Genomic DNA, 18054 nt, shown 5'->3' with positions numbered 1-18054 from the left:
CCAAGGCCTTCAGGATAGGTCCCGGCTCCTACTGACGGGTCAGCAGGTCGCGGACACGGGTGGCGGTGGCCCGGTCGCGGGCCGCCGTGAACGGCAGGGTGTTGCCGCCGGTGATGCGGAAGGGCTCGCCGGACACGGTGGTGTGCGCGCCGCCCGCCTCCTCGACCAGCAGCTGGCCCGCCGCGTGGTCCCAGGCGTACTCCCAGGTGAACGCGAGCGCGTCGGTCACGCCCCGGGCGATGTCCAGGTACGCCAGGCCGGCGGAGCCGCACGGCACGGGGTGGACGCCTTCCGTGGCGAGGCGCAGCAGGGCGGCCTTCTGGTCCGGCGTGGTGTAGTCGGGGTGGGACGTCGCCACCTCCAGCACCTCGCCGGGCAGGGGGGAGCCGGACCGTATCGGGGTGCCGTTCAGCCGCGCTCCACGCCCGCGCACCGCGACGGCCAGCTCGTCCGCCACCGGGGCGTACGTCCAGCCCCCCAGCAGCTCGCCGTGGCGGGCGAGCGCGACGAGCGTGCAGAAGCCGGGCTCGCCGCGCACGAACTGGCGGGTCCCGTCGACCGGGTCGACGATCCACACGGGCGCGTCGCCGCGCAGCGCCTCGTACACGGTCGGGTCGGCGTGGACCGCCTCCTCGCCGACCACCACCGAGCCCGGCAGCAGCGCGGTGAGCGCGGCGGTCAGGTGGGCCTCGGCGGCCCGGTCGGCGACGGTCACGAGATCGTGCGGGCCGCTCTTCTCGAGGATCTCGTGCGTGGCGAGCTGCCGCCAGCGCGGCATGATCTCGGCGGCCGCCGCCGCGCGCACCGCCTCCTCGACCCGCGAGGACAGGGAACCGGAACCGTCGAGAAGCTCATCGATCATGCGTCCAGCCAATCATGGACCACTGACAACGGGCGACTGCCACCGGCGGCGGGCGTCGTCGGCGACTGGCGCCGGCGGCCCCTGACCGTTGACCGGACGGCGTCAGTGGCCGACCGCCTCAGCGGCCGACCGCGTAGCCCTGCATCCCGCGCGGGTTCGCCGCCGCCGAGAGGATCCCGGTGCGCGGGTCGCGGGCGACCGCGCACAGCCGTCCCTCGGTCCAGGGCCCGCCGACCGTCACCTCGTGGCCCCGCCGCCGCAGCTCCTCGACCACCGCCGGGTCCATGCGCGACTCGACGGTGACCGAGCCCGGCCGCATGGCGCGCGGGAAGAAGGAGCTGGGGAAGGCGTCGTTGTGCCAGTTCGGCGCGTCGATGGCGGCCTGGAGGCCGAGGCCGCCGTGGGTGACGGCGAGCCAGAAGTGCAGCTGCCACTGGTCCTGCTGGTCGCCGCCCGGCGTGCCGAACGCCATCACCGGAACGCCGTCCCGCAGCGCCAGCGACGGCGTCAGGGTGGTGCGCGGGCGGCGGCCGGGCGTCAGCGAGTTGGGCAGCCCGGGGTCCAGCCAGGCCATCTGGAGCCGGGTGCCCAGCGGGAAGCCCAGTTCGGGCACGACGGGGTTGGACTGGAGCCAGCCGCCGCTCGGCGTGGCGGCCACCATGTTGCCCCAGCGGTCCACGACGTCGAGGTGGCAGGTGTCGCCGCGCGTGGCGCCGCTGCGCGCGACGGTCGGCTCACCGGCCCCCGAGGCCGCGACGTCACCGGAGCCCGGCGGCACGGCGGCGGCGCCCGCCCCGGCCACGTGGGCGCTGAGCAGTGGCGTACGCCCGTCGGGCCGGCCCGGGCGCAGCTCGTACGACGCCTTGGCGCCGAGGAGCGCGCGCCGTTCGGCGTTGTACGCGGCGGAGAGCAGGGCGCCGAGCGGGACGTCGGCGGCGTCGCCGTACCAGGCCTCCCGGTCCGCCATGGCGAGCTTGCAGACCTCGACCAGCAGGTGGACGTAGTCGGCGGAGCCGTACGGGGGCAGCGCGTCCGGCAGCAGGGCGAGCTGCTGGAGGAGGACGGGGCCCTGGCTCCAGCCGCCCGCCTTGCACAGGGTCCAGCCGTTCCAGTCGTACGTGACGGGGTCCTCGTACGTCGCCGACCAGCCCGCCAGGTCCGCGGCGGTGAGGGTGCCGGTGTGGCGGGTGCCGCTGGTGTCCATGGTGGGGCGGGCGGCCTGGCGTACGAGCGCCTCCGCGATGAAGCCGGTGCGCCAGACGCGCCGGGCCTCCTCGATCTGCGCGACCCGGTCGTCCCCGGCGGCGGCCGTGGCCTCCTCGATCAGGCGGCGCCAGGTACGCGCGAGAGCGGGGTTGCGGAAGAGGGCGCCGGGGGCGGGGGCCTTCCCGTCCGCCAGGTACACCTCGGCGGAGGAGGTCCACTCGGTCTCGAACAGCTCGCGTACGGTCTCGACGGTGTCGCCGACGGCCGCCACGGGCACGTGCCCGCCCTCGGCGTACCCGATGGCGTACCGCAGCACCTGGGCGAGGGACGCGGTGCCGTGGTCCCTCAGCAGCAGCATCCACGCGTCGAAGGCCCCCGGTACGGCGGCGGCGAGCGGTCCGGTGCCGGGCACCAGGTCGAGCCCGAGGGACCGGTAGTGCGCGACGGTCGCCCCCGCGGGGGCCGGTCCCTGACCGCACAGCACCCGGACGTCCCCGCCGGCGGGCGCGAGGATGACGGGCACCTCTCCGGCCGGGCCGTTCATGTGGGGCTCCACGACGTGGAGGACGAACCCGGCGGCGACGGCGGCGTCGAAGGCGTTGCCGCCGTCCTCCAGGACGGCCATCGCGGTCTGGGAGGCGAGCCAGTGGGTGGAGGACACCATGCCGAAGGTGCCCTGGAGGGTGGGCCGCGTGGTGAACATGGCCGGAGCGTACGCGCTCTCGGGTGCGGGCCGAGGGGGTTCGAACGGATCGGGCCGGTACGGATCGGGTACCCGGGTCCGCATCCGAACGAAATGCGGAAGGAGATGCCCGGATGATCGACGAGAGCCATGTACGCGAGCTGCTCGCGCTGCCCGACGACGGCGCCGCGCTCGTCCTGCTGGAGGGGCGGGCGCATGTGGTCCCCCCGGACCGGCTCGCCTCCGCGCGGTACGACGGAGCGGCCGTGCTCCTGACGCGCGGTGACCTGGTGGACCGGCTCGGCACGCCGTCGCCGTCCGACGACCGGGTGCGGGAGCTGGCGGCGACCCTGCGGACCATGGCCGGGGAGCTGGGTGCGTGACCGGCGCCGGGCGGGGAACCCGTCGACCCCGGCGAACAGCCGGGACCAGCGGTCCGATGGGCCCGGATACCGTGGAGGCCCCGGCAGGAAGGGCGCACGGTGCACGGTGAGTACAAGGTCCCCGGCGGGAAGCTGATCACGGTCGATCTGGACGCCGAGGACGGCGTCCTGCGGCGGGTGCGGGTCGCCGGGGACTTCTTCCTGGAGCCCGACGACGCGCTGGACGCCATCGACCGGGCCCTGGAGGGCGCCCCCGCCGACACCGACGCCTCCGGGCTGGCGGCGCGCATCGACGCGGCGCTGCCGCCGGGGACGGAGATGTTCGGGCTGACCAGCGAGGGCATCGGGGTCGCCGTACGGCGGGCCCTCGCGCACGCCACGGACTGGACCGACTACGACTGGCAGCTGGTCCACGACGGGCCGCAGTCGCCCGCGCTGCACATGGCGCTGGACGAGGTGCTGACCGCCGAGGTCGCGGCCGGGCGCCGGCCGCCGACGCTGCGCGTGTGGGAGTGGGGCGCGCCGGCCGTGGTGATCGGCAGCTTCCAGTCGCTGCGCAACGAGGTCGACGCCGAGGCGGCCGAGCGGCACGGCATCACGGTGGTGCGCCGGATCAGCGGCGGCGGCGCGATGTTCATCGAGCCGGGCAACACCATCACCTACTCGCTCTCCGTCCCCGAGGCCCTGGTCAAGGGGTTGTCCTTCACGGACAGCTACGCCTACCTCGACGACTGGGTGCTGGGCGCGCTCGGCGACATGGGCATCAAGGCCTGGTACCAGCCCCTCAACGACATCGCCACGGAGGCGGGCAAGATCGCGGGTGCGGCGCAGAAGCGGATCGTCGGCGGGGAGGGCGCGGTGCTGCACCACGTGACGATGTCGTACGACATCGACGCGGAGAAGATGACGGAGGTGCTGCGCATCGGCCGCGAGAAGCTCTCCGACAAGGGCACGACGAGCGCGAAGAAGCGCGTGGACCCGCTGCGCCGCCAGACCGGCCTGCCGCGCGCCACGGTCATCCAGCGGATGATCGGATCCTTCCGCGAGCGGTACGGGCTGACGGACGGCACGGTCACGGCCGAGGAGATGGCGCGGGCGAGGGAGCTGGCGGAGACGAAGTTCTCCTCGCCGGAGTGGACGGCACGGGTTCCCTAGCAATCCCTGGACGCGGTCTTGGGGCGCTTTGCTCAAGGGGGCGGGCGGAGGAGGTCCCAGCGGCGGTCGGCCTCCAGCTGCGCGGCGAGCGAGATCAGGCGTTCCTCGCTGCCGGCCGGGCCGAGGAGTTGGGCGCCGACCGGGAGGCCCTCCATCGTGAAGCCGGCGGGGACGTTCACGCCGGGCCAGCCGAGGACGTTCCAGGGCCAGGCGTACGGGCAGGCCGCCGCCATGGTGAGGTCGGTGCGCCAGGCGGCGAGGCCGTCGAAGGTGCCGACGGGGGGCGGCGGCGCCGCGGTGGTGGGCGTCAGGAGGACGTCGTACGTGGCGAAGAGGGCCCCGATCCGGCGGTGCTGGCGGGGTTCGAGGGACCGGGCGGCACGCAGGGCGCGGCCGCCGAGGCGGTGGCCGGTCCGGGTGGCGCCGCGGGTGCGCGGGTCCAGCAGGGCGGGGGCCGGGTGGCGGTCGGCGTACGCGGCGATGCCCGCGGTGGCGCGCGGCAGGAAGCTCAGCCCGATCAGGCCGTAGCGGGGGCGGGCCTCCTCGACGGTGTGGCCCAGGCCGGCGAGGGCCTCGGCGAGGTCGGTGACGGCACGGCGTATGTCGGGGTGGAGGGGGTTGCGGGTGGCGGTGAACGCGGAGCGCCACGCGAGCGCGATGCGGAGCCGCCCGGGCTCGCGGCGCGCGGCGGCGGAGGCGTCGATGGCTGCCGGGTGGTGGCGCTCGGAGGGGTGCGCGCCCGAGACGGCGTCGAGGAGCAGCGCGGCGTCGGCGACCGTACGGGCGAGGGGGCCGTTCACCGTCAGGCCCTCGAAGCAGTCGTTGTACGGGTGTACGGAGACGCGGCCGCGCTGCGGCTTGATGCCGACCAGGTGCGTCCAGGCGGCGGGTATGCGGATGGACCCGGCGCCGTCGGAGCCGAGCGCGGCGGGGACCAGCCCGGCGGCGACGGCGGCCGCCGAGCCGCCGGACGAGCCGCCGGGCGTGTGGCCGGTGTGCCAGGGGTTGCGGGTGGCGCCGAAGGCGGGGCCCTCGGTGAAGGCCCACTGGCCCAGCTCGCAGGTGTTGGTCTTGCCGACGATGACGGCGCCCGCGGCACGCAGCCGCCGCACGGCCTCCCCGTCGGCGCTCGCCGCCGGGAGGTCGCCGCGGCAGCCGAAGGCGGTGGGGAGTCCGGCGACGTCGGTGTCGTCCTTGACGGCGACCGGTACGCCGAGCAGCGGGGCCCGCTCCCCCGCCGCGAGGCGGCGGTCGGCCTCCTCGGCCTCCGCGAGGACGGCCTCGGCGTCGCGGACGAGGCGGAAGGCGTTCACCGTGGACCGGGTGGCCTCGATCCGGTCGAGGGAGGCCTGGACGAGGGCGGCGGAGGTGACCTGACCCTCCGTCAGCGCGCGTACGGAATCGGCGAGTCCGGCTATGGCGGGGGTGGACATGGCCGGAGCTTACTGGACGGTAAGTAAGGCTGTCAGCCGGTCGGTCGGCCAGTTGTCCGTGCGGCGAGGCGGCTCTGTCAGGCGGCACCGCCGGCCGCCGGGGCGAGCGTGCCGGGAGCCGCCGTCACCGACCTGCTCAGGGCGCGGGCGTCCGCCCCGGCCCGCGAGCGCAGGTGGGCCCCGTACGCGAGCGGCGCCTGCAGATCGGCGGAGCCTTCCGCGTCGGTTGTTGTCGCCTTCCTCGCCGCCTCACCTGCCGCCTTCCCGGCGTCGGACGCCGACGGACCCCATCCCACGGCGACCAGCACGGCGGCCGAGGCGAGCAGCAGGGCTGCCAGCAGGACGGCCGAGCGCAGCCCGAGGGCGGAGGCCAGCGCACCGCCCACGAGTCCCCCGAGCGGCATGCTCCCCCAGGCGAGGACGCGGTAGGCGGCGGTGACCCGGCCGGTGAGCGCGTCCGGGACGCGGGCCTGGCGCTCGGAGACCGTGACCACGTTCCACACCACCACCATCAGTCCGTTGACGGCCAGCAGGGCCCCGGCGACCGCGGCGGAGCGGGAGACCGTGAGCAGGCCGAAGGACGCCGCCGATCCGACGGCGGAGCCGACCGGCAACAGCCGAGGGGGCAGTCGCCGAGCCAGCGGGGCCGCGACCAGGGAGCCTGCGACGCTGCCCAGGGCGCTCGCCGTCAGCAGCAGACCGTAGCCGGCTCCCGTGAGGTGCCACTGCTGCCGGGCGAACAGGACCATGACGCCCCAGGCGGCAGCGCTCCCCATGCCCAGCAGAACCGTCGCCAGGGCGAGCACGCGCACCACCGTGTCGCCGCGCAGCCAGCGCAGTCCCTCGGCGACGCTGTGCCGCAAGGACGTGGTCGCCGCCGAGGACGCCCGGCGCGGGCGGAAGCGGCCCCGGACACCGGCCAGCAGCACCACTCCCAGCAGGTAGCTGACCGCGTCGATGCCGGCGGGCAGCCACTGCGCGAACGCGAACAGGGCGGCGCCCGCCGCCGGACCCACGAACTGCACGAGCACGGTCGCGCTGCCCTGGAGGAGGCTGTTGGCGCGGACCAGCGAGCCCGACCCGACCACGGAGGGAATCACCGCCTGCACCGAGGTGTCGAAGAAGATCTGAGCCGTTCCCAGAGCGAACAGCACGGCCAGCAGCAGCCAGATGTTCCCCCTGCCGAGGGCCACCGCCACCGCCAGGGCCATGACAAGCAGGGCGCGGCAGCCGTCGGCGATCAGCAGCACCTTCTTGCGGTCCCAGCGGTCGACCAGTCCGCCCACCAGCAGCCCGAGGAACAACCAGGGCGCCTGTGCCGCGGCGGCGGCCGCGGAGACGAGCAGCGGGTCCTGGGTCCAGTGGCTCGCCAGCAGGGGGAAGGCGCTCAGTTCGAGTCCGTCGCCGAGCCCGGAGACCGCTGCCGCGGTCCAGAGCAGCCAGAAGTCCCGCGGCAGCCCCAGCGGCCCCGGCTTCCGCCGTTCTGACGGGGTGTCACGCGGTGACAGGCCGGATCGTTGCTGCATGTGGTGCTCAACCCCCTTGCTCGGTCGTCTCCATGGGCGTGCGCCCCCACGCGTCCCCGTACCCCGGACGGGAAAACGGCAGATCGCGTTCTCCGCCGGGGGGACCATTCGCCGGGCCGTTGCCTACTCCTGCGGTCGGAGGCGCAAGGGGTCCGGCGGTGGATTCGCCCAACTCCCGTTTCCGAGAGGGTAGGTGGGTCCCAATCGCCTCCTTCACAAGGAACGGCATCATTGTGCGAAGCAGACGAATAGCCCCTCTTCTGGCCGTGGGCGCCGTCGCGACCCTGATCCCCGCCCTCGCGCCCGCCACCGCGTCCGCCGCCCCTTCGGCGCCTTCCCGTCCCGCCACCGCGGACCCCCTGCAGCGGTACCTGCAGCAGAAGCCGCAGTGGAAGCGGTGCGACGCCGAGAGCCCCGCCGCCTTCCAGTGCGCGACCCTCAAGGTGCCGCTCGACTACAGCCGCCCCGGCGGCAAGCAGATCGACATCGCGGTGTCGCGGCTGAAGGCGAGCAGCGCCAAGGAACGCCGCGGCGTGCTCCTGCTCAACCCCGGAGGCCCGGGCGGGTCGGGGCTGGACATGCCCCTGTACCTGGGGCCCGAACTGCCCGCGGCCGTGAAGAAGCAGTACGACCTCATCGGCTTCGACCCGCGCGGCGTCGGCCGGAGCACCCCGGTCGGCTGCGGCCTCGCGGACGACGAGCTCGACTGGATGCGCCCGTACAAGGCGGCGACGTTCGCCAAGGACGTGAAGTGGGCGCGTACGGTCGCCGACAAGTGCCGGGCCAAGGGCGGCGCGGCCCTGCCCCACCTCACCACCCGCAACACGGCCCGCGACATGGACGTCATCCGCGGCGTGCTCGGCGAGAAGAAGATCTCGTACCTCGGGTACTCCTACGGAACGTACCTCGGAGCCGTCTACACGCAGATGTTCCCCCACCGGGCGGACCGGTTCGTGCTGGACAGCGCCGTCGACCCCCAGCGCGCCTGGCGGGGCATGATCCAGGTGTGGGCCGAGGGCGCCGAGCCCGCGTTCACGCGCTGGACCGAGTGGACCGCCCAGCGCCACAAGACGTACGGGCTGGGCGACACCCCGGCGAAGGTCCGCAAGGCGTACTGGGACCTGGTCGCCCGGGCCGACCGCAAGCCCATCGACGTCGACGGGACACCCATGACCGGCGACGACATCCGCGCCGAGCGGGCCGTCTTCTTCTACGTGCAGAGCGCCGCCGAGCGGGTCGCCGAGCTGAAGAAGGCCGCCTCGGGCCAGAAGGCCGCCCCGTCCCGGGACAGCGGCTCGTCGCCGCGCCCGGCGCGCCCCGCGCCGCCGTCGTTCGCCCGGGCCGACGTGCCGTCGGACAACGGCGACGCGGCCTTCTGGGCCGTCGTGTGCGCCGACACCCGGGCCTGGCCGCGCGACCCCGAGCAGTACCGCCGCGACGCGATCCGCGACAAGGCCAGGTACCCGCTGTACGGCGACTTCGCGTCGAACATCATGCCGTGCGCGTTCTGGAAGCACGGCAATGAGCCCGCCACCACGGTGAACAACAAGGTCGGCGCGCTGATCCTGCAGAACGAGTGGGACTCCCAGACGCCGCTGATCAGCGGTCAGGGCCTGCGCAAGGCCATGAAGGGCGCGCGCATGGTGACGGTCCTGGGCGGAGAGGGCCACGGCGTCTACGGCACCAAGTCCTGCGCCGACAAGACCGCCACGGCCTACCTGACCACCGGCAAGCTCCCGGCGAAGGACCTCGCCTGCCGCACGCCGGCCGCCGCCGACCAGCCGGCCCGCACGCGGCTTCCGCTGCCGACGCCTCCGGGGGTCCCGGCGATGACGGCACGCTGACCCCGCTCGCCCGTCGGAGCGGGGCCTTCCCTCGCGGGAACCCGCTCCGGCGGACACGGCGGTGGGCGTCAGCCGGTCGGCAGGCCCAGCCCGTAGTACCTGACGTCGTAGCCGTCCACGTACTCGGCCTCGCCGCCGACGACCAGGTCGGTGGGTTCGCTCACGCCCACCGCCCTGGCCGTCGCCACGAGCATCTCCGCGAGCGCCCGGCCCTTCGGCTCACCGGGGCCGCCCGCGTCCACACGCCACACCGGATCGTCATCGTCGTAGAGCGACGCCGTGTTCGGGTGCTCGGCCACCGTGCCCCAGCCGAGCGCGGCCGGATCGACGTCGTCCGGGGCGAAGCAGCCGATCGTCAGCCGGTCGCCGCAGGCCACGTCGAAGAGGAGGGGTGCGCCGCGGTCGGTGCTTCCGTAGATCGGCATCCCGATCCTGATGCCGAGGGCGGTGGTCTCGGCGGGCAGGGCCCCCAGGAAGTCGTCCAGCGACCGGATGACGGTCTCCCAGCTGCGGGCTCGCCACCCGCCGGGGAAGCCGAGACCGGAGTTGGCCGGGCCCCGGGTGCTGCCGAAGAAGCCGCTGATCGCGTGCTCCTCGCCGATGCCCTGACGCCAGAACCAGTTCTCCGCCGGGTCGGTGGGCTGCAGGACGAGCTCCGGCCCCGACGTCCCGGCGCGCAGCTCCAGGGTCTCGGGCCTGCCGCGCCAGCGCAGGAAGGGCGCACCCCAGATCGGCCCGCTGTCGTAGAAGGGGCCCAGGTCGCCGTGCGAACCCATGATGGACGGTTTGCCCAGCGCCGCGGTCACCTCCTCCCTGACGGCGCGGAAGGCGGCGGCCTGCGCCGCGGCGTCGGAAGAGGCGGTCGCCACGGGGACCGCGAGCTCCACGTACGACTCCCCGTCGGTGTAAGGCTCCTCGAACCTGCCGACCGGGCGCAGGCGGGCGTTGCCCGCGGCCCGGCCGGTGATCAGGACCGGCTTCTCCGGTGTGCCCTCCCAGGCCCAGCCGAGCTCGGCCGCCAAGGCCCTCACCCCGTCGGGCGTCCAGCCGCCGGTGTCCGCCGCGACGAGTCGCCGGGCGAGACCCGCGACGGATTCTTCTTCGGTTTCAGCGCTTCCCCGTTGTGCGTTCATACGGTCATCGTTTCGCATGGCCGAGCAGACCGACGCGCGGGGGTGTTTCAGCCGGCCACGCGTACGCGTTGACGCCGGGCGGCCGGGCGGACGCGGTCCTCGGCGGCACCGTTCCGGGGGGCGTGCTTGGTGCCGAGGGACCGGCTCCCTCGCTTCCCTCGTCACGTCCTCGTACCGGCGCGGTATCCGCCTCAGCGCGGCAGCGCCGCTCCGGAACCGCGCCGCGCCTGGTACCGCGGCGCGCTCAGCACCCACAGCGGCCGGGCTCCGTCCAGCCCCAGGGCCCGCAGCTGCCGCACGAGCGGCTCCTCGCGCCCGTCCGCCGCCGTCCCCGGCGCGCAGTGCAGCCGCACGCGCGGTGCCGCGTGGAGGCGCTGGCGCCCCGCGCAGTGCGCCAGCGACCGCAAGGTCGCCGGGGGCGAGTCGTTGCGCGGCTTGCCCGGCGCCATGCCGGGGGCGTGCAGCACGCGCCGCACCACTCCGTCCGGGGTGAACCCGAGTCCGGGTCGCCGCCGCCCAGGGGGCGCTGGGCGGTGCGCGACAGGGGTGGTGTCGGCGGTGGATGCTACGGTGCCGCCACCGCAGCGGGCAGGGCGGAGCAGGGGGGCTCGGGGTGGAGTGGTTGACGTTGGTGGCGACGCTCGGGGGCGCGGTCATCGCGATAGCGGGGACGGTGCTCGCCGACCGGCTGCGGACCCGGCAGGAGCAGGGACGGGGTCTCGGCGCGCTGCGGCGCGAGGTGTACATCGACTTCATCTCGGCGGCGGGCACCGCCCACACGCGGCTGCGTGAACTGGCCCAGGACCCGCACCCCTCCCTCGACCGGGAGGCGGCGAGCCGTGCCGCGCTCGCCGACGCGCGCATCTACGAGGTGCGGGAGCGGCTGTTCATCGACGCCGCGGCGCCGGTCGCCGCGGCCGGGCAGGCCATGTTCGAGCAGCTGCGCGCGCTGCGGCGCGCCGTCGCCGCGGGCGCCCTGCTGTCCCAGCCCCGCTTCCACGACGTCTACCACCCGTACATCGCGTCGGTGTGGGACTACCGGGTCGCGGTACGCGACGAGTTGGAGGGGCGCTCCCTGTCGCCCGGCGTCTTCGGGTGGGCGGACTGGGACGGCAGGGAGCGCTGCTCTCTGTGTCTTACGGGGGGCTCGGCGGGGACCGAGCGGCGCCCGTTCAGCTCTTCAGCTTGAGGCCGATCCGCGTCACCGGCGCCCGCGGAGCCGGGCGAGCAGTCCGCGGGCCCGGGTGCGGTTGCGCGGGTCGGCGGCGGCGCGGCGCGCCGAGGCGATGGTCCGCCGGCCCTGCGGGCTGCGGGTGAAGCGCTGGATGCGTGCCATCAGTCCGGACATGGCTCCTCCTGAGGTCTGTCTGTACCGATCTCCTACCCGGAGACGTCCGACGGATGTGTGCACGGGCCCAAGATGCGCCGCATGGACGCGGCGGCACGTACGGCCGCGTCGGCGCAGCAGTTGTTGAACAGGACGTGCAGCTGCGTGACGCGCTCGGCCAGGGCGCGGAGGCGGGGCCGCCACTCGCGCAGCTCGTCTTCCACGTAGGTGTGGCGGAAGCGGTCCTCCTTGGTGCCCGTGCCCCACTCGGGGCTGCGTCCGTGGAAGCGCACCACCGCCAGCTCGGGTGAGGCGACCGGGGTGACCGGGGGTATCGAGGTGGGCAGGCCCTGCGGCGTGTCCACGGCCACGGCGGCGGCGTTCAGCTCCCTCAGCAGGGCGGTGGTACGAGCCCGGTGGTCCTCCCGCCACCAGCCGGGGTGCCGGAACTCCACGGCCACGGGCCAGCCGGCGGCGCGTCGCCGGGTGTGCCGGAGGGCGGCCTCGGACCGCGCGCCGGGGGCGAACCAGGGCGGGAACTGGAACAGCAGGGTGCCGAGGCGGCCCGTGTCCCGCAGCGGCCGGAGGGCTTCGCTGAAACGGTGCCAGATCTCGTCGAGGAGTCCGGGGTCGCGGGTGGTGAGGGGCCGGTCGCGCAGGTCGGCGGGCAGGGCGGCGCTGCGGGTCGGGTGGCCGGTGAGGAGGGAGAACGCCTTGACGTCGAAGCGGAAGCCGGGCGGGGTGCGTTCGGCCCACAGGAGGCTGTTGCGCGTGCTGGGCAGTGCGTAGTAGGTCGCGTCGACCTCCACCACGGGGAAGTGCTCGGCGTAGTGCCGCAGCCGCCCCTCCGGGTCCCGCCGCCCCGGCGGGTACCACCCGCTGGCCACGAGTGCCTTGTCCGTCCAGGAGCATGTACCGATCAGGATCTCACCCATGCCCGCCCGCATACCCCGCGCTTGGTCGGCTCCCACGGCCCGGAGTGCCTTCGGCTTGTCGTTCCTCGGGTGGCGCCCTGTACCCCGCATGCGCGTTCGGTTAGGGTGACCTTTCTTGGCTGCAGGTTCGGGTTCCGGTGCCGCAGGTGGCAACCCATAGGACGGAACGGACAGAGGCAGGGCGCAGGTGAGAGACGGTGGTGGCTAGGATCGCGCTCACGGCCGGAGCCCTGTATGTCATCGTGCTGCTTCGCGCCGGAGGGACGTTCGCCGTCGGGTGGCTCGCCGGCGCCGGTGCCCGGCGCAGCAGGTTCGCCGAGCGGACCTCCTCGGCGAAGTTCCGGCGCGCCGAGCGGGCGATCCAGCGGTGGGGCGCGCCGGTGGTGGCCGTCTCCTTCCTGACCGTCGGTTTCCAGACCGCCGCCAACTTCCTGGCCGGCAGCATGCGCATGCCGTTGCCGCGCTACCTCCCCGCCCTGTTCGTGGGCGGGGCGGCCTGGGCGCTGATCTACGCGACCGCAGGGCTCGGTGCGCTCGACGTACTGAGAAGGCTCTTCGCCGAGCAGACGGCGCTCGGGGTGTCCGCCGTGGCCGTCCTCCTCCTCGCGGTGTGCGGGGTGGTGGTGTACCGCAGGGGAAGGGCGACCCTGTCCTCCGGTGACACCGAGGCCGAGGAATCGTGAGCCCGTCCGCGAGGGCGGGCGCCTGATCTAGTTCGCGAACGTCCTGCAGGACCTCATTCACGGACTCGGACGTCTCCAGGGCAACTTCCATCGCCGCTCGGGCGCCGCGCTGCCGCCAGAGGCCGAGCCTCCGACCTGCCGCGAAACGGCAGCCTGACCCGCTAGCCTCAACAGCACCTCAACCTCACGGTCAAGACCGTCAGCCGCCGCCGGGTTCTCGTCCTGCCCCGCAGGTGGGTCGTCGAACGCGACCATCCTGGACCGCCTCCTGACCTCGACAACCTCTGGTCCCCGCGGGGAAGACCAGGGGCCGTCTGCCATGACAGGGCGGTCACCGGAATCATGAACAACGCCGGTCTCAGCCCAGCGCCGTGAAGCAAACCAAGAACCGCAGGACACTCCGGTGCACGCGGTGCCACCCGCCCACGTGCATCACCGCACATGGTCACGGCATCGGCAACCTTCCACCTCAGCAACGCGGCTCAACCAGTTCCAAAGGACTCAACGGCGCTCTCCGCGTCGACGTGCGGCTTGACGGTGCCGGTAATTCGGTAATGAAGTCGCGAGGCTCAGAGTTTGCGGGTGTCGCGGGGCTCGACGTAGGGCTCTTCTCCCGGCGGGTGCCCTGCGTCCAGGGCACGGCCGCGTTCGAGTTCGGCGTTGAACTCCAGGCCGAGGAGGATGGCGATGTTGGAGATCCACAGCCAGATCAGGAAGATGATGACGGCCGCGAGGCTGCCGTAGGTCTTGTCGTAGCTGGAGAAATTGGCCACGTACAGCGCGAAGAGGGCCGAGGCGATGATCCAGATGACCACGGCGAGGATGCTGCCGGGGCTCACCCAGCGAAAGCCTCGTTTGACGTTCGGGGACGCCCAGTAGAGCAGGGCGAGCACCAGGCTGAACAGCAGGATGAGTACGGGCCACTTGGCGATGTTCCATACGGTGATGGCCGTATCGCCGACGCCCAGGACTTCGCCGGCTTTCTTGGCCAGGGTGCCGGTGAAGATCACGCCGACCGCCATGGCGGCCAGCAGCACGATCACGACCAGGGTGATGGCAAGCCGTGTGGGCAGGGTCTTCCACACCGGCCGTCCTTCGCCGATGTCGTAGACGGCGTTGGAGGCGCGCATGAAGGCCGCGATGTATCCGGAAGCCGACCACAGGGCGACCGCGATTCCGATGATCAGCGCGAGACCTGCCTTGCCCTGGCTGCTCTGCAGCTGCGTCAGCATGCTGTTCAGGATGTCGCGTGCGGCGCCGGGGGCGAGGCTGCCCAGATTGTCGATCAGCGGCTTGATGGTGGAGCTGCCCAGCAGGCCCAGGACCGACACCAGCGCCAGCAGAGCGGGGAAGATGGACAACACCCCGTAGTACGTGAGGGCGGCTGCCCAGTCGGTCAGGTTGTCCTCCTTGAACTCCTTCATGGTGCGCTTCAGCACACCGCCCCAGGACTTCTTGGGCAGGTCCGTCGGCTTCTCGGCCGGCGACTGCTCGTGCCCACCGGCGCGCGAAGCACCGTCGCCATCTGCATGGTGTCGCATCATGGCCTCACTCGTGCGAAAACCGCAGCCCGGGCATCGTCCACCGCCAGCGCCTACGCAAAGTGGCGCCGGCGGGGATTTCACGACTGGGGACGCGGGGTTTGCTCACGGGCTTCGCCGGCCACAGCGCCGGTGGACTGCCGGGTCTGCTCGCTGACCTGCCCGGCCTGCTCGCGGGCCTGCTCCCCGGTGGTACGGGCGGCCTGGGCGGCGGTCTCCTTGACCTCCTGGGCGGCCTGCTGTGCCGCCTCGGTAGCGCCCTCCTTCAATTGCTGAGCAGATTCGACCGCTGCTTGTTTGACCGGCTCGATCGCCGGGCCCGCTTTGTCGGACAGCTCGGAGGCTGCCTGCTGCTCGGCCTGGGAGACGGGCAGAAGTGAGGCGACCAGCAGCCCGGTGCCGAAAGCGATCAGCCCAGCTGCCAACGGACTGCCCTGCGTTTGCCGCACGGCCGTTTCAGGCGCACTACGGACCGCCTCCCCTGCCTGTTCCGCGGTCTCACGGACCGTACTCGCGGCCTGGCCCGCGCCCTCCTGCACCGACTGCGCTACCTGCCGCGCGCCGCCCCGGGCCTGCCCCGGAGAACTGGCAACGGTGCCCATGACCCGCTCCCTGAGACCCGAGGCGGCTGCGCGGACCCGTTCAGTGCGGCGGTGCGCCATGCGGCGGGGGCTGGTGCGGTCGGCCAGCTGATCGATGTCACCGGACAATTTGTCGCGGGTCGCTTCTATGTCGGCCCTTATCTGGTCGGGTGACGTGCCCATTGCGCGTCCTCCTTCAGCGTCTGCACGGTCTGCTCGGGCTTCGGCGACACGCTCCGCATCCGGGAGCGACCCAGTGCGAACAGCACGCCACCGATCGCTGCCCACACTCCGGTGACCAGCAATGCGGCCCATCCGGTGTCCATCACGTTGGCCAGGGCGAACATGGCCGCCAGGGAGAGAAACAGGGCCACCATGTAGCCGGCGAACCCGGCCCCGCCGAACATTCCAGCGGCCTTGCCCGCCTTGGTGGCCTCCTCGCGGATCTCCGCCTTGGCCAGCTCGATCTCCTTCCGGAACAACGTCTGAATATCCGAAGTCACCTCGGACAGAAGCTCCGGCACTGAGCTGTCCTGCTTGCGTGACTCTGGCGGCTGCGGCGGTATCGAGGACATCTCATGCCTCCGGATAACCCGGCAGCTCGGGCCGTACGGCACCTTCAACAGCAGCCGGGGTCGTCGAGGAGCTCTGCGAGGAAGAGCCGGCCTTGCTGCCGGCCTTGGCCAACCTGCCGATCACCAAGCCGCTCAGCGCCGCGCCGGCCAGGAACGCTCCCGGCCGTCGACGGGCGAAATCCTGCAGATTCCCCATCAGACCCGCGGGGCCTTGTTCGTCCAGGTACTCCGCCACGCGATGCCCGCCATCCGCCGCCTGCTCCACCAGGGTGCGAGCGGGGGAATCACCGGGCGCGTTCTGCGCCATACTTCCCAGGTCGTCGGCCCACTGCCGCAACGCACCCGCCGCACGCTGAGTCTGGCTCTGCGCCTGGTCGGTCACGCGGCCCCGCAGTTCCTGTACCACGGTGCCGGCCTGCTGCCGCGCCTCCCCCGTCACTGCCTTGACTTGGTCGGCAGCCGTTCCAGCGACCTTAGTGGCGGCCTGCTTTGCCTCACCGGCCGTGGCCGATGCCTGCTCTTTCGCTGTCTGCCCCACGTGCTGCGCACGTCCGGTAATGTCTGCGGACTCACCACTCATGGGCTCCTCCTTGCACGCCCTGAGCAGGAACGGGGCTGATCGGACACACCGTCGCGCTCCCCCTTCGGCCGATATGCCGAAGCCGCGCCCATGCCCCATGGATTCCCTGTGATCAGTCTGTACCTACCGGCGAATCCACGCAAAAGGACCAATAGTCGAGAACCTCCGTGGCGCTCCCTAGTGACAACCCCGTCGCCGGCAGTACGACCGGGCCGTAGCACGGTGCCTGTGCGCCGGCTCGCCGTGGTCATGCGGGTGCGGGGCGCTGCTTCCCGGTGCGCCAGGCCGGGTCAGCGGCGTCGGGGTCCTGGGCACGTGGCCCGGCCGAGGCGCGAGAGTCGTGGACGACCGGTGCGCTGCCCCTGGCACGGCGGGGAGGCCGAACGCCGGGCACTCGTACGCTGGGCTCCGTAGCCTCACCTGGCCGGCCGGGCGAAGCCAAGCCGTACATCACGTACGCCCGGCGAGTAGTGGACCAGCGGCTCCGCTTCGCACGGCGGAAGTCCTGCGGCGTCCCGCAGGTTCTCCGCCAGCGATTCGATGGCAGCTCCGGCGAGGGGCCACGGCTCGTGTTCGACGGGCACCTCCCACAGCGTGCCCAGACGCCGGGTGTAGGCCCGCCAACGGGAGGTCAGCCAGATGTCCAGGTCCGTCGGCTGTGTAATGCGCTCCCCACACCGGACAGCCAGGCGGTAGGACACGTCGGCGCGGCGTCGTGTGCCGGTGTACTCCAGGCGGTCACCCTCCTGTGCCACGTGCAGGCGGGCAAGCCGGTACGGGACGCCGACCGCCTGGGCAGCCGGCATGAGCGGGTTGGTGACGTCCAGCGAGAAGAACCACAACCCGCGTCGGCCGCCAGGACGCCGTACGTACGTCCGCAGGTTGGTCTCCGGGAAGCGGGGCAGCCCGGGCACGGCCGGGAGCGGATGCGGGCGCAGATCCGCCATTACGAACGGGGTGAGGCTGACCCACGCCGCGCCCGCGCACTCATCCACCTCCAGGCCGTGGGGCAGGAGTCGCCGTACTGTTTCGGGCGGGTAGGGCCAATGGATGAAGCACTGGGTGACCCAGGAGCACCGCAGCATCGGCAGGCGCACCCGTTGCGCGGCCATGTCCGCCATGCTCAACACCGGTCGGTGCCGCGTGCGCCCCCGGCCTGTGACGGTGTCGTACGCGGAACGTCGGGGCGGTCGGCGCCTGTGGGCTCTTCGATTCGCTGCTCTGGTTCCGGCCCCCGCTCGCCCTCCGCCCGGGAAGGTGCCGGCTCGGTCATGGGGTCACTCATGGTCATGCCCTTCCGAGCTGGTGATTACCCCGGCCGGAAGCGTCGCCGGTAACGCACTGGTGTAACGCACTGGTACCCCGCCGAATTCGCCGTACCGGGCCGGCAAGGTACTCGTTCTCGCCGAGTTTCCCGCCGTCGGCATCGCGCCGTTCCATACCGGTCGGCTTCCCCGTGAGGTGATAAGTAACCCGCACGTCGGCCGGCCGCTGTGCGAGCGCCGCCGATGAGCCGTGTCTAGGAGTCCCCGGGTGGGGTAATCGCCGGGGTGATCTGGGCGTACCGCTCGGACGGGCGGCATCTGGCCGCACCTGGTACTCGGCCTC

18 protein-coding genes are annotated in these 18054 nt (G+C 72.9%); 5 read left to right on the top strand and 13 right to left on the bottom strand.

Annotated elements, in window-relative coordinates:
• Positions 1–28: 28 nt before the first annotated feature.
• Both ABZX67_RS02510 and ABZX67_RS02505 read right to left on the bottom strand, forming a co-directional pair.
• Positions 29–862, bottom strand: a complete 834-nt coding sequence (locus tag ABZX67_RS02510; protein ID WP_355353228.1) for an inositol monophosphatase family protein — start codon at positions 860–862, stop codon at positions 29–31.
• Between the two features lie 118 nt (positions 863–980).
• Complete coding sequence (locus ABZX67_RS02505; protein WP_355353225.1) at positions 981–2771, bottom strand: gamma-glutamyltransferase; 1791 nt, start codon at positions 2769–2771, stop codon at positions 981–983.
• Between the two features lie 113 nt (positions 2772–2884).
• On the opposite strand from ABZX67_RS02505, the gene ABZX67_RS02500 reads away from it, so the two are divergent.
• Together ABZX67_RS02500 and ABZX67_RS02495 are read left to right on the top strand one after the other, a co-directional pair.
• Entirely contained in the window at positions 2885–3133 is a 249-nt protein-coding gene (locus ABZX67_RS02500; RefSeq protein WP_355353222.1) for a hypothetical protein, read from the top strand.
• Between the two features lie 99 nt (positions 3134–3232).
• Positions 3233–4288, top strand: coding sequence for a lipoate--protein ligase family protein (locus ABZX67_RS02495; RefSeq protein WP_355353219.1), 1056 nt, complete (start codon positions 3233–3235; stop codon positions 4286–4288).
• 32 nt (positions 4289–4320) lie between these two features.
• Here ABZX67_RS02495 and ABZX67_RS02490 read toward each other — a convergent pair whose 3' ends face one another.
• Both ABZX67_RS02490 and ABZX67_RS02485 read right to left on the bottom strand, forming a co-directional pair.
• Positions 4321–5721 (bottom strand): amidase, encoded by a 1401-nt coding sequence (locus tag ABZX67_RS02490; RefSeq protein WP_355353216.1) that lies wholly within the window; start codon positions 5719–5721, stop codon positions 4321–4323.
• Positions 5722–5798: 77 nt separating this feature from the next.
• Positions 5799–7247 (bottom strand): MFS transporter, encoded by a 1449-nt coding sequence (locus tag ABZX67_RS02485; protein WP_355353213.1) that lies wholly within the window; start codon positions 7245–7247, stop codon positions 5799–5801.
• A gap of 233 nt (positions 7248–7480) precedes the next feature.
• On the opposite strand from ABZX67_RS02485, the gene ABZX67_RS02480 reads away from it, so the two are divergent.
• On the top strand, positions 7481–9091 hold the full coding sequence (locus ABZX67_RS02480) for an alpha/beta hydrolase (protein ID WP_355353210.1): 1611 nt from the start codon (positions 7481–7483) through the stop codon (positions 9089–9091).
• A 68-nt stretch (positions 9092–9159) separates the two neighbouring features.
• On the opposite strand, the gene ABZX67_RS02475 is transcribed toward ABZX67_RS02480, so the two are convergent.
• Both ABZX67_RS02475 and ABZX67_RS02470 read right to left on the bottom strand, forming a co-directional pair.
• The gene (locus ABZX67_RS02475) at positions 9160–10224 is read right to left on the bottom strand and encodes a hypothetical protein (protein ID WP_355353207.1); all 1065 of its coding nucleotides are present in this window, start codon (positions 10222–10224) and stop codon (positions 9160–9162) included.
• A 191-nt stretch (positions 10225–10415) separates the two neighbouring features.
• The gene (locus ABZX67_RS02470; protein ID WP_355353204.1) at positions 10416–10691 is read right to left on the bottom strand and encodes a hypothetical protein; all 276 of its coding nucleotides are present in this window, start codon (positions 10689–10691) and stop codon (positions 10416–10418) included.
• A 146-nt stretch (positions 10692–10837) separates the two neighbouring features.
• Here ABZX67_RS02470 and ABZX67_RS02465 point away from each other — a divergent pair, with 146 nt between their 5' ends.
• On the top strand, positions 10838–11413 hold the full coding sequence (locus ABZX67_RS02465; protein WP_355353201.1) for a CchlQ: 576 nt from the start codon (positions 10838–10840) through the stop codon (positions 11411–11413).
• 12 nt (positions 11414–11425) lie between these two features.
• On the opposite strand, the gene ABZX67_RS02460 is transcribed toward ABZX67_RS02465, so the two are convergent.
• Positions 11426–11572: a hypothetical protein gene (locus ABZX67_RS02460; RefSeq protein ID WP_355353198.1), complete on the bottom strand. Its 147-nt coding sequence runs from the start codon at positions 11570–11572 to the stop codon at positions 11426–11428.
• Positions 11573–11604: 32 nt separating this feature from the next.
• Positions 11605–12486, bottom strand: a complete 882-nt coding sequence (locus ABZX67_RS02455) for a DUF72 domain-containing protein (RefSeq protein WP_355353195.1) — start codon at positions 12484–12486, stop codon at positions 11605–11607.
• A 200-nt stretch (positions 12487–12686) separates the two neighbouring features.
• On the opposite strand from ABZX67_RS02455, the gene ABZX67_RS02450 reads away from it, so the two are divergent.
• Positions 12687–13169, top strand: coding sequence for a VTT domain-containing protein (locus ABZX67_RS02450; protein WP_355353464.1), 483 nt, complete (start codon positions 12687–12689; stop codon positions 13167–13169).
• Positions 13170–13738: 569 nt separating this feature from the next.
• Here the strand turns inward: ABZX67_RS02450 and ABZX67_RS02445 are convergent.
• The 5 genes from ABZX67_RS02445 to ABZX67_RS02425 all read right to left on the bottom strand — a co-directional run bounded on the left by ABZX67_RS02445 (position 13739) and on the right by ABZX67_RS02425 (position 17558).
• Positions 13739–14713, bottom strand: a complete 975-nt coding sequence (locus tag ABZX67_RS02445; protein WP_355353192.1) for a YihY/virulence factor BrkB family protein — start codon at positions 14711–14713, stop codon at positions 13739–13741.
• Positions 14714–14790: 77 nt separating this feature from the next.
• Positions 14791–15474 (bottom strand): DUF3618 domain-containing protein, encoded by a 684-nt coding sequence (locus ABZX67_RS02440; RefSeq protein WP_355353189.1) that lies wholly within the window; start codon positions 15472–15474, stop codon positions 14791–14793.
• On the bottom strand, positions 15450–15815 hold the full coding sequence (locus tag ABZX67_RS02435) for a phage holin family protein (protein ID WP_355353186.1): 366 nt from the start codon (positions 15813–15815) through the stop codon (positions 15450–15452). Before ABZX67_RS02435 ends, ABZX67_RS02440 begins: the two co-directional genes overlap by 25 nt.
• A gap of 52 nt (positions 15816–15867) precedes the next feature.
• Positions 15868–16446: a hypothetical protein gene (locus tag ABZX67_RS02430; protein WP_355353183.1), complete on the bottom strand. Its 579-nt coding sequence runs from the start codon at positions 16444–16446 to the stop codon at positions 15868–15870.
• A gap of 416 nt (positions 16447–16862) precedes the next feature.
• The gene (locus tag ABZX67_RS02425; protein WP_355353180.1) at positions 16863–17558 is read right to left on the bottom strand and encodes a DUF2071 domain-containing protein; all 696 of its coding nucleotides are present in this window, start codon (positions 17556–17558) and stop codon (positions 16863–16865) included.
• Positions 17559–18054 lie beyond the last annotated feature (496 nt).

The sequence above is a fragment of the Streptomyces sp. NPDC003036 genome (assembly GCF_040611175.1).
Taxonomy (GTDB): domain Bacteria; phylum Actinomycetota; class Actinomycetes; order Streptomycetales; family Streptomycetaceae; genus Streptomyces.
This window is presented reverse-complemented; position numbering and strand designations above follow the sequence as displayed.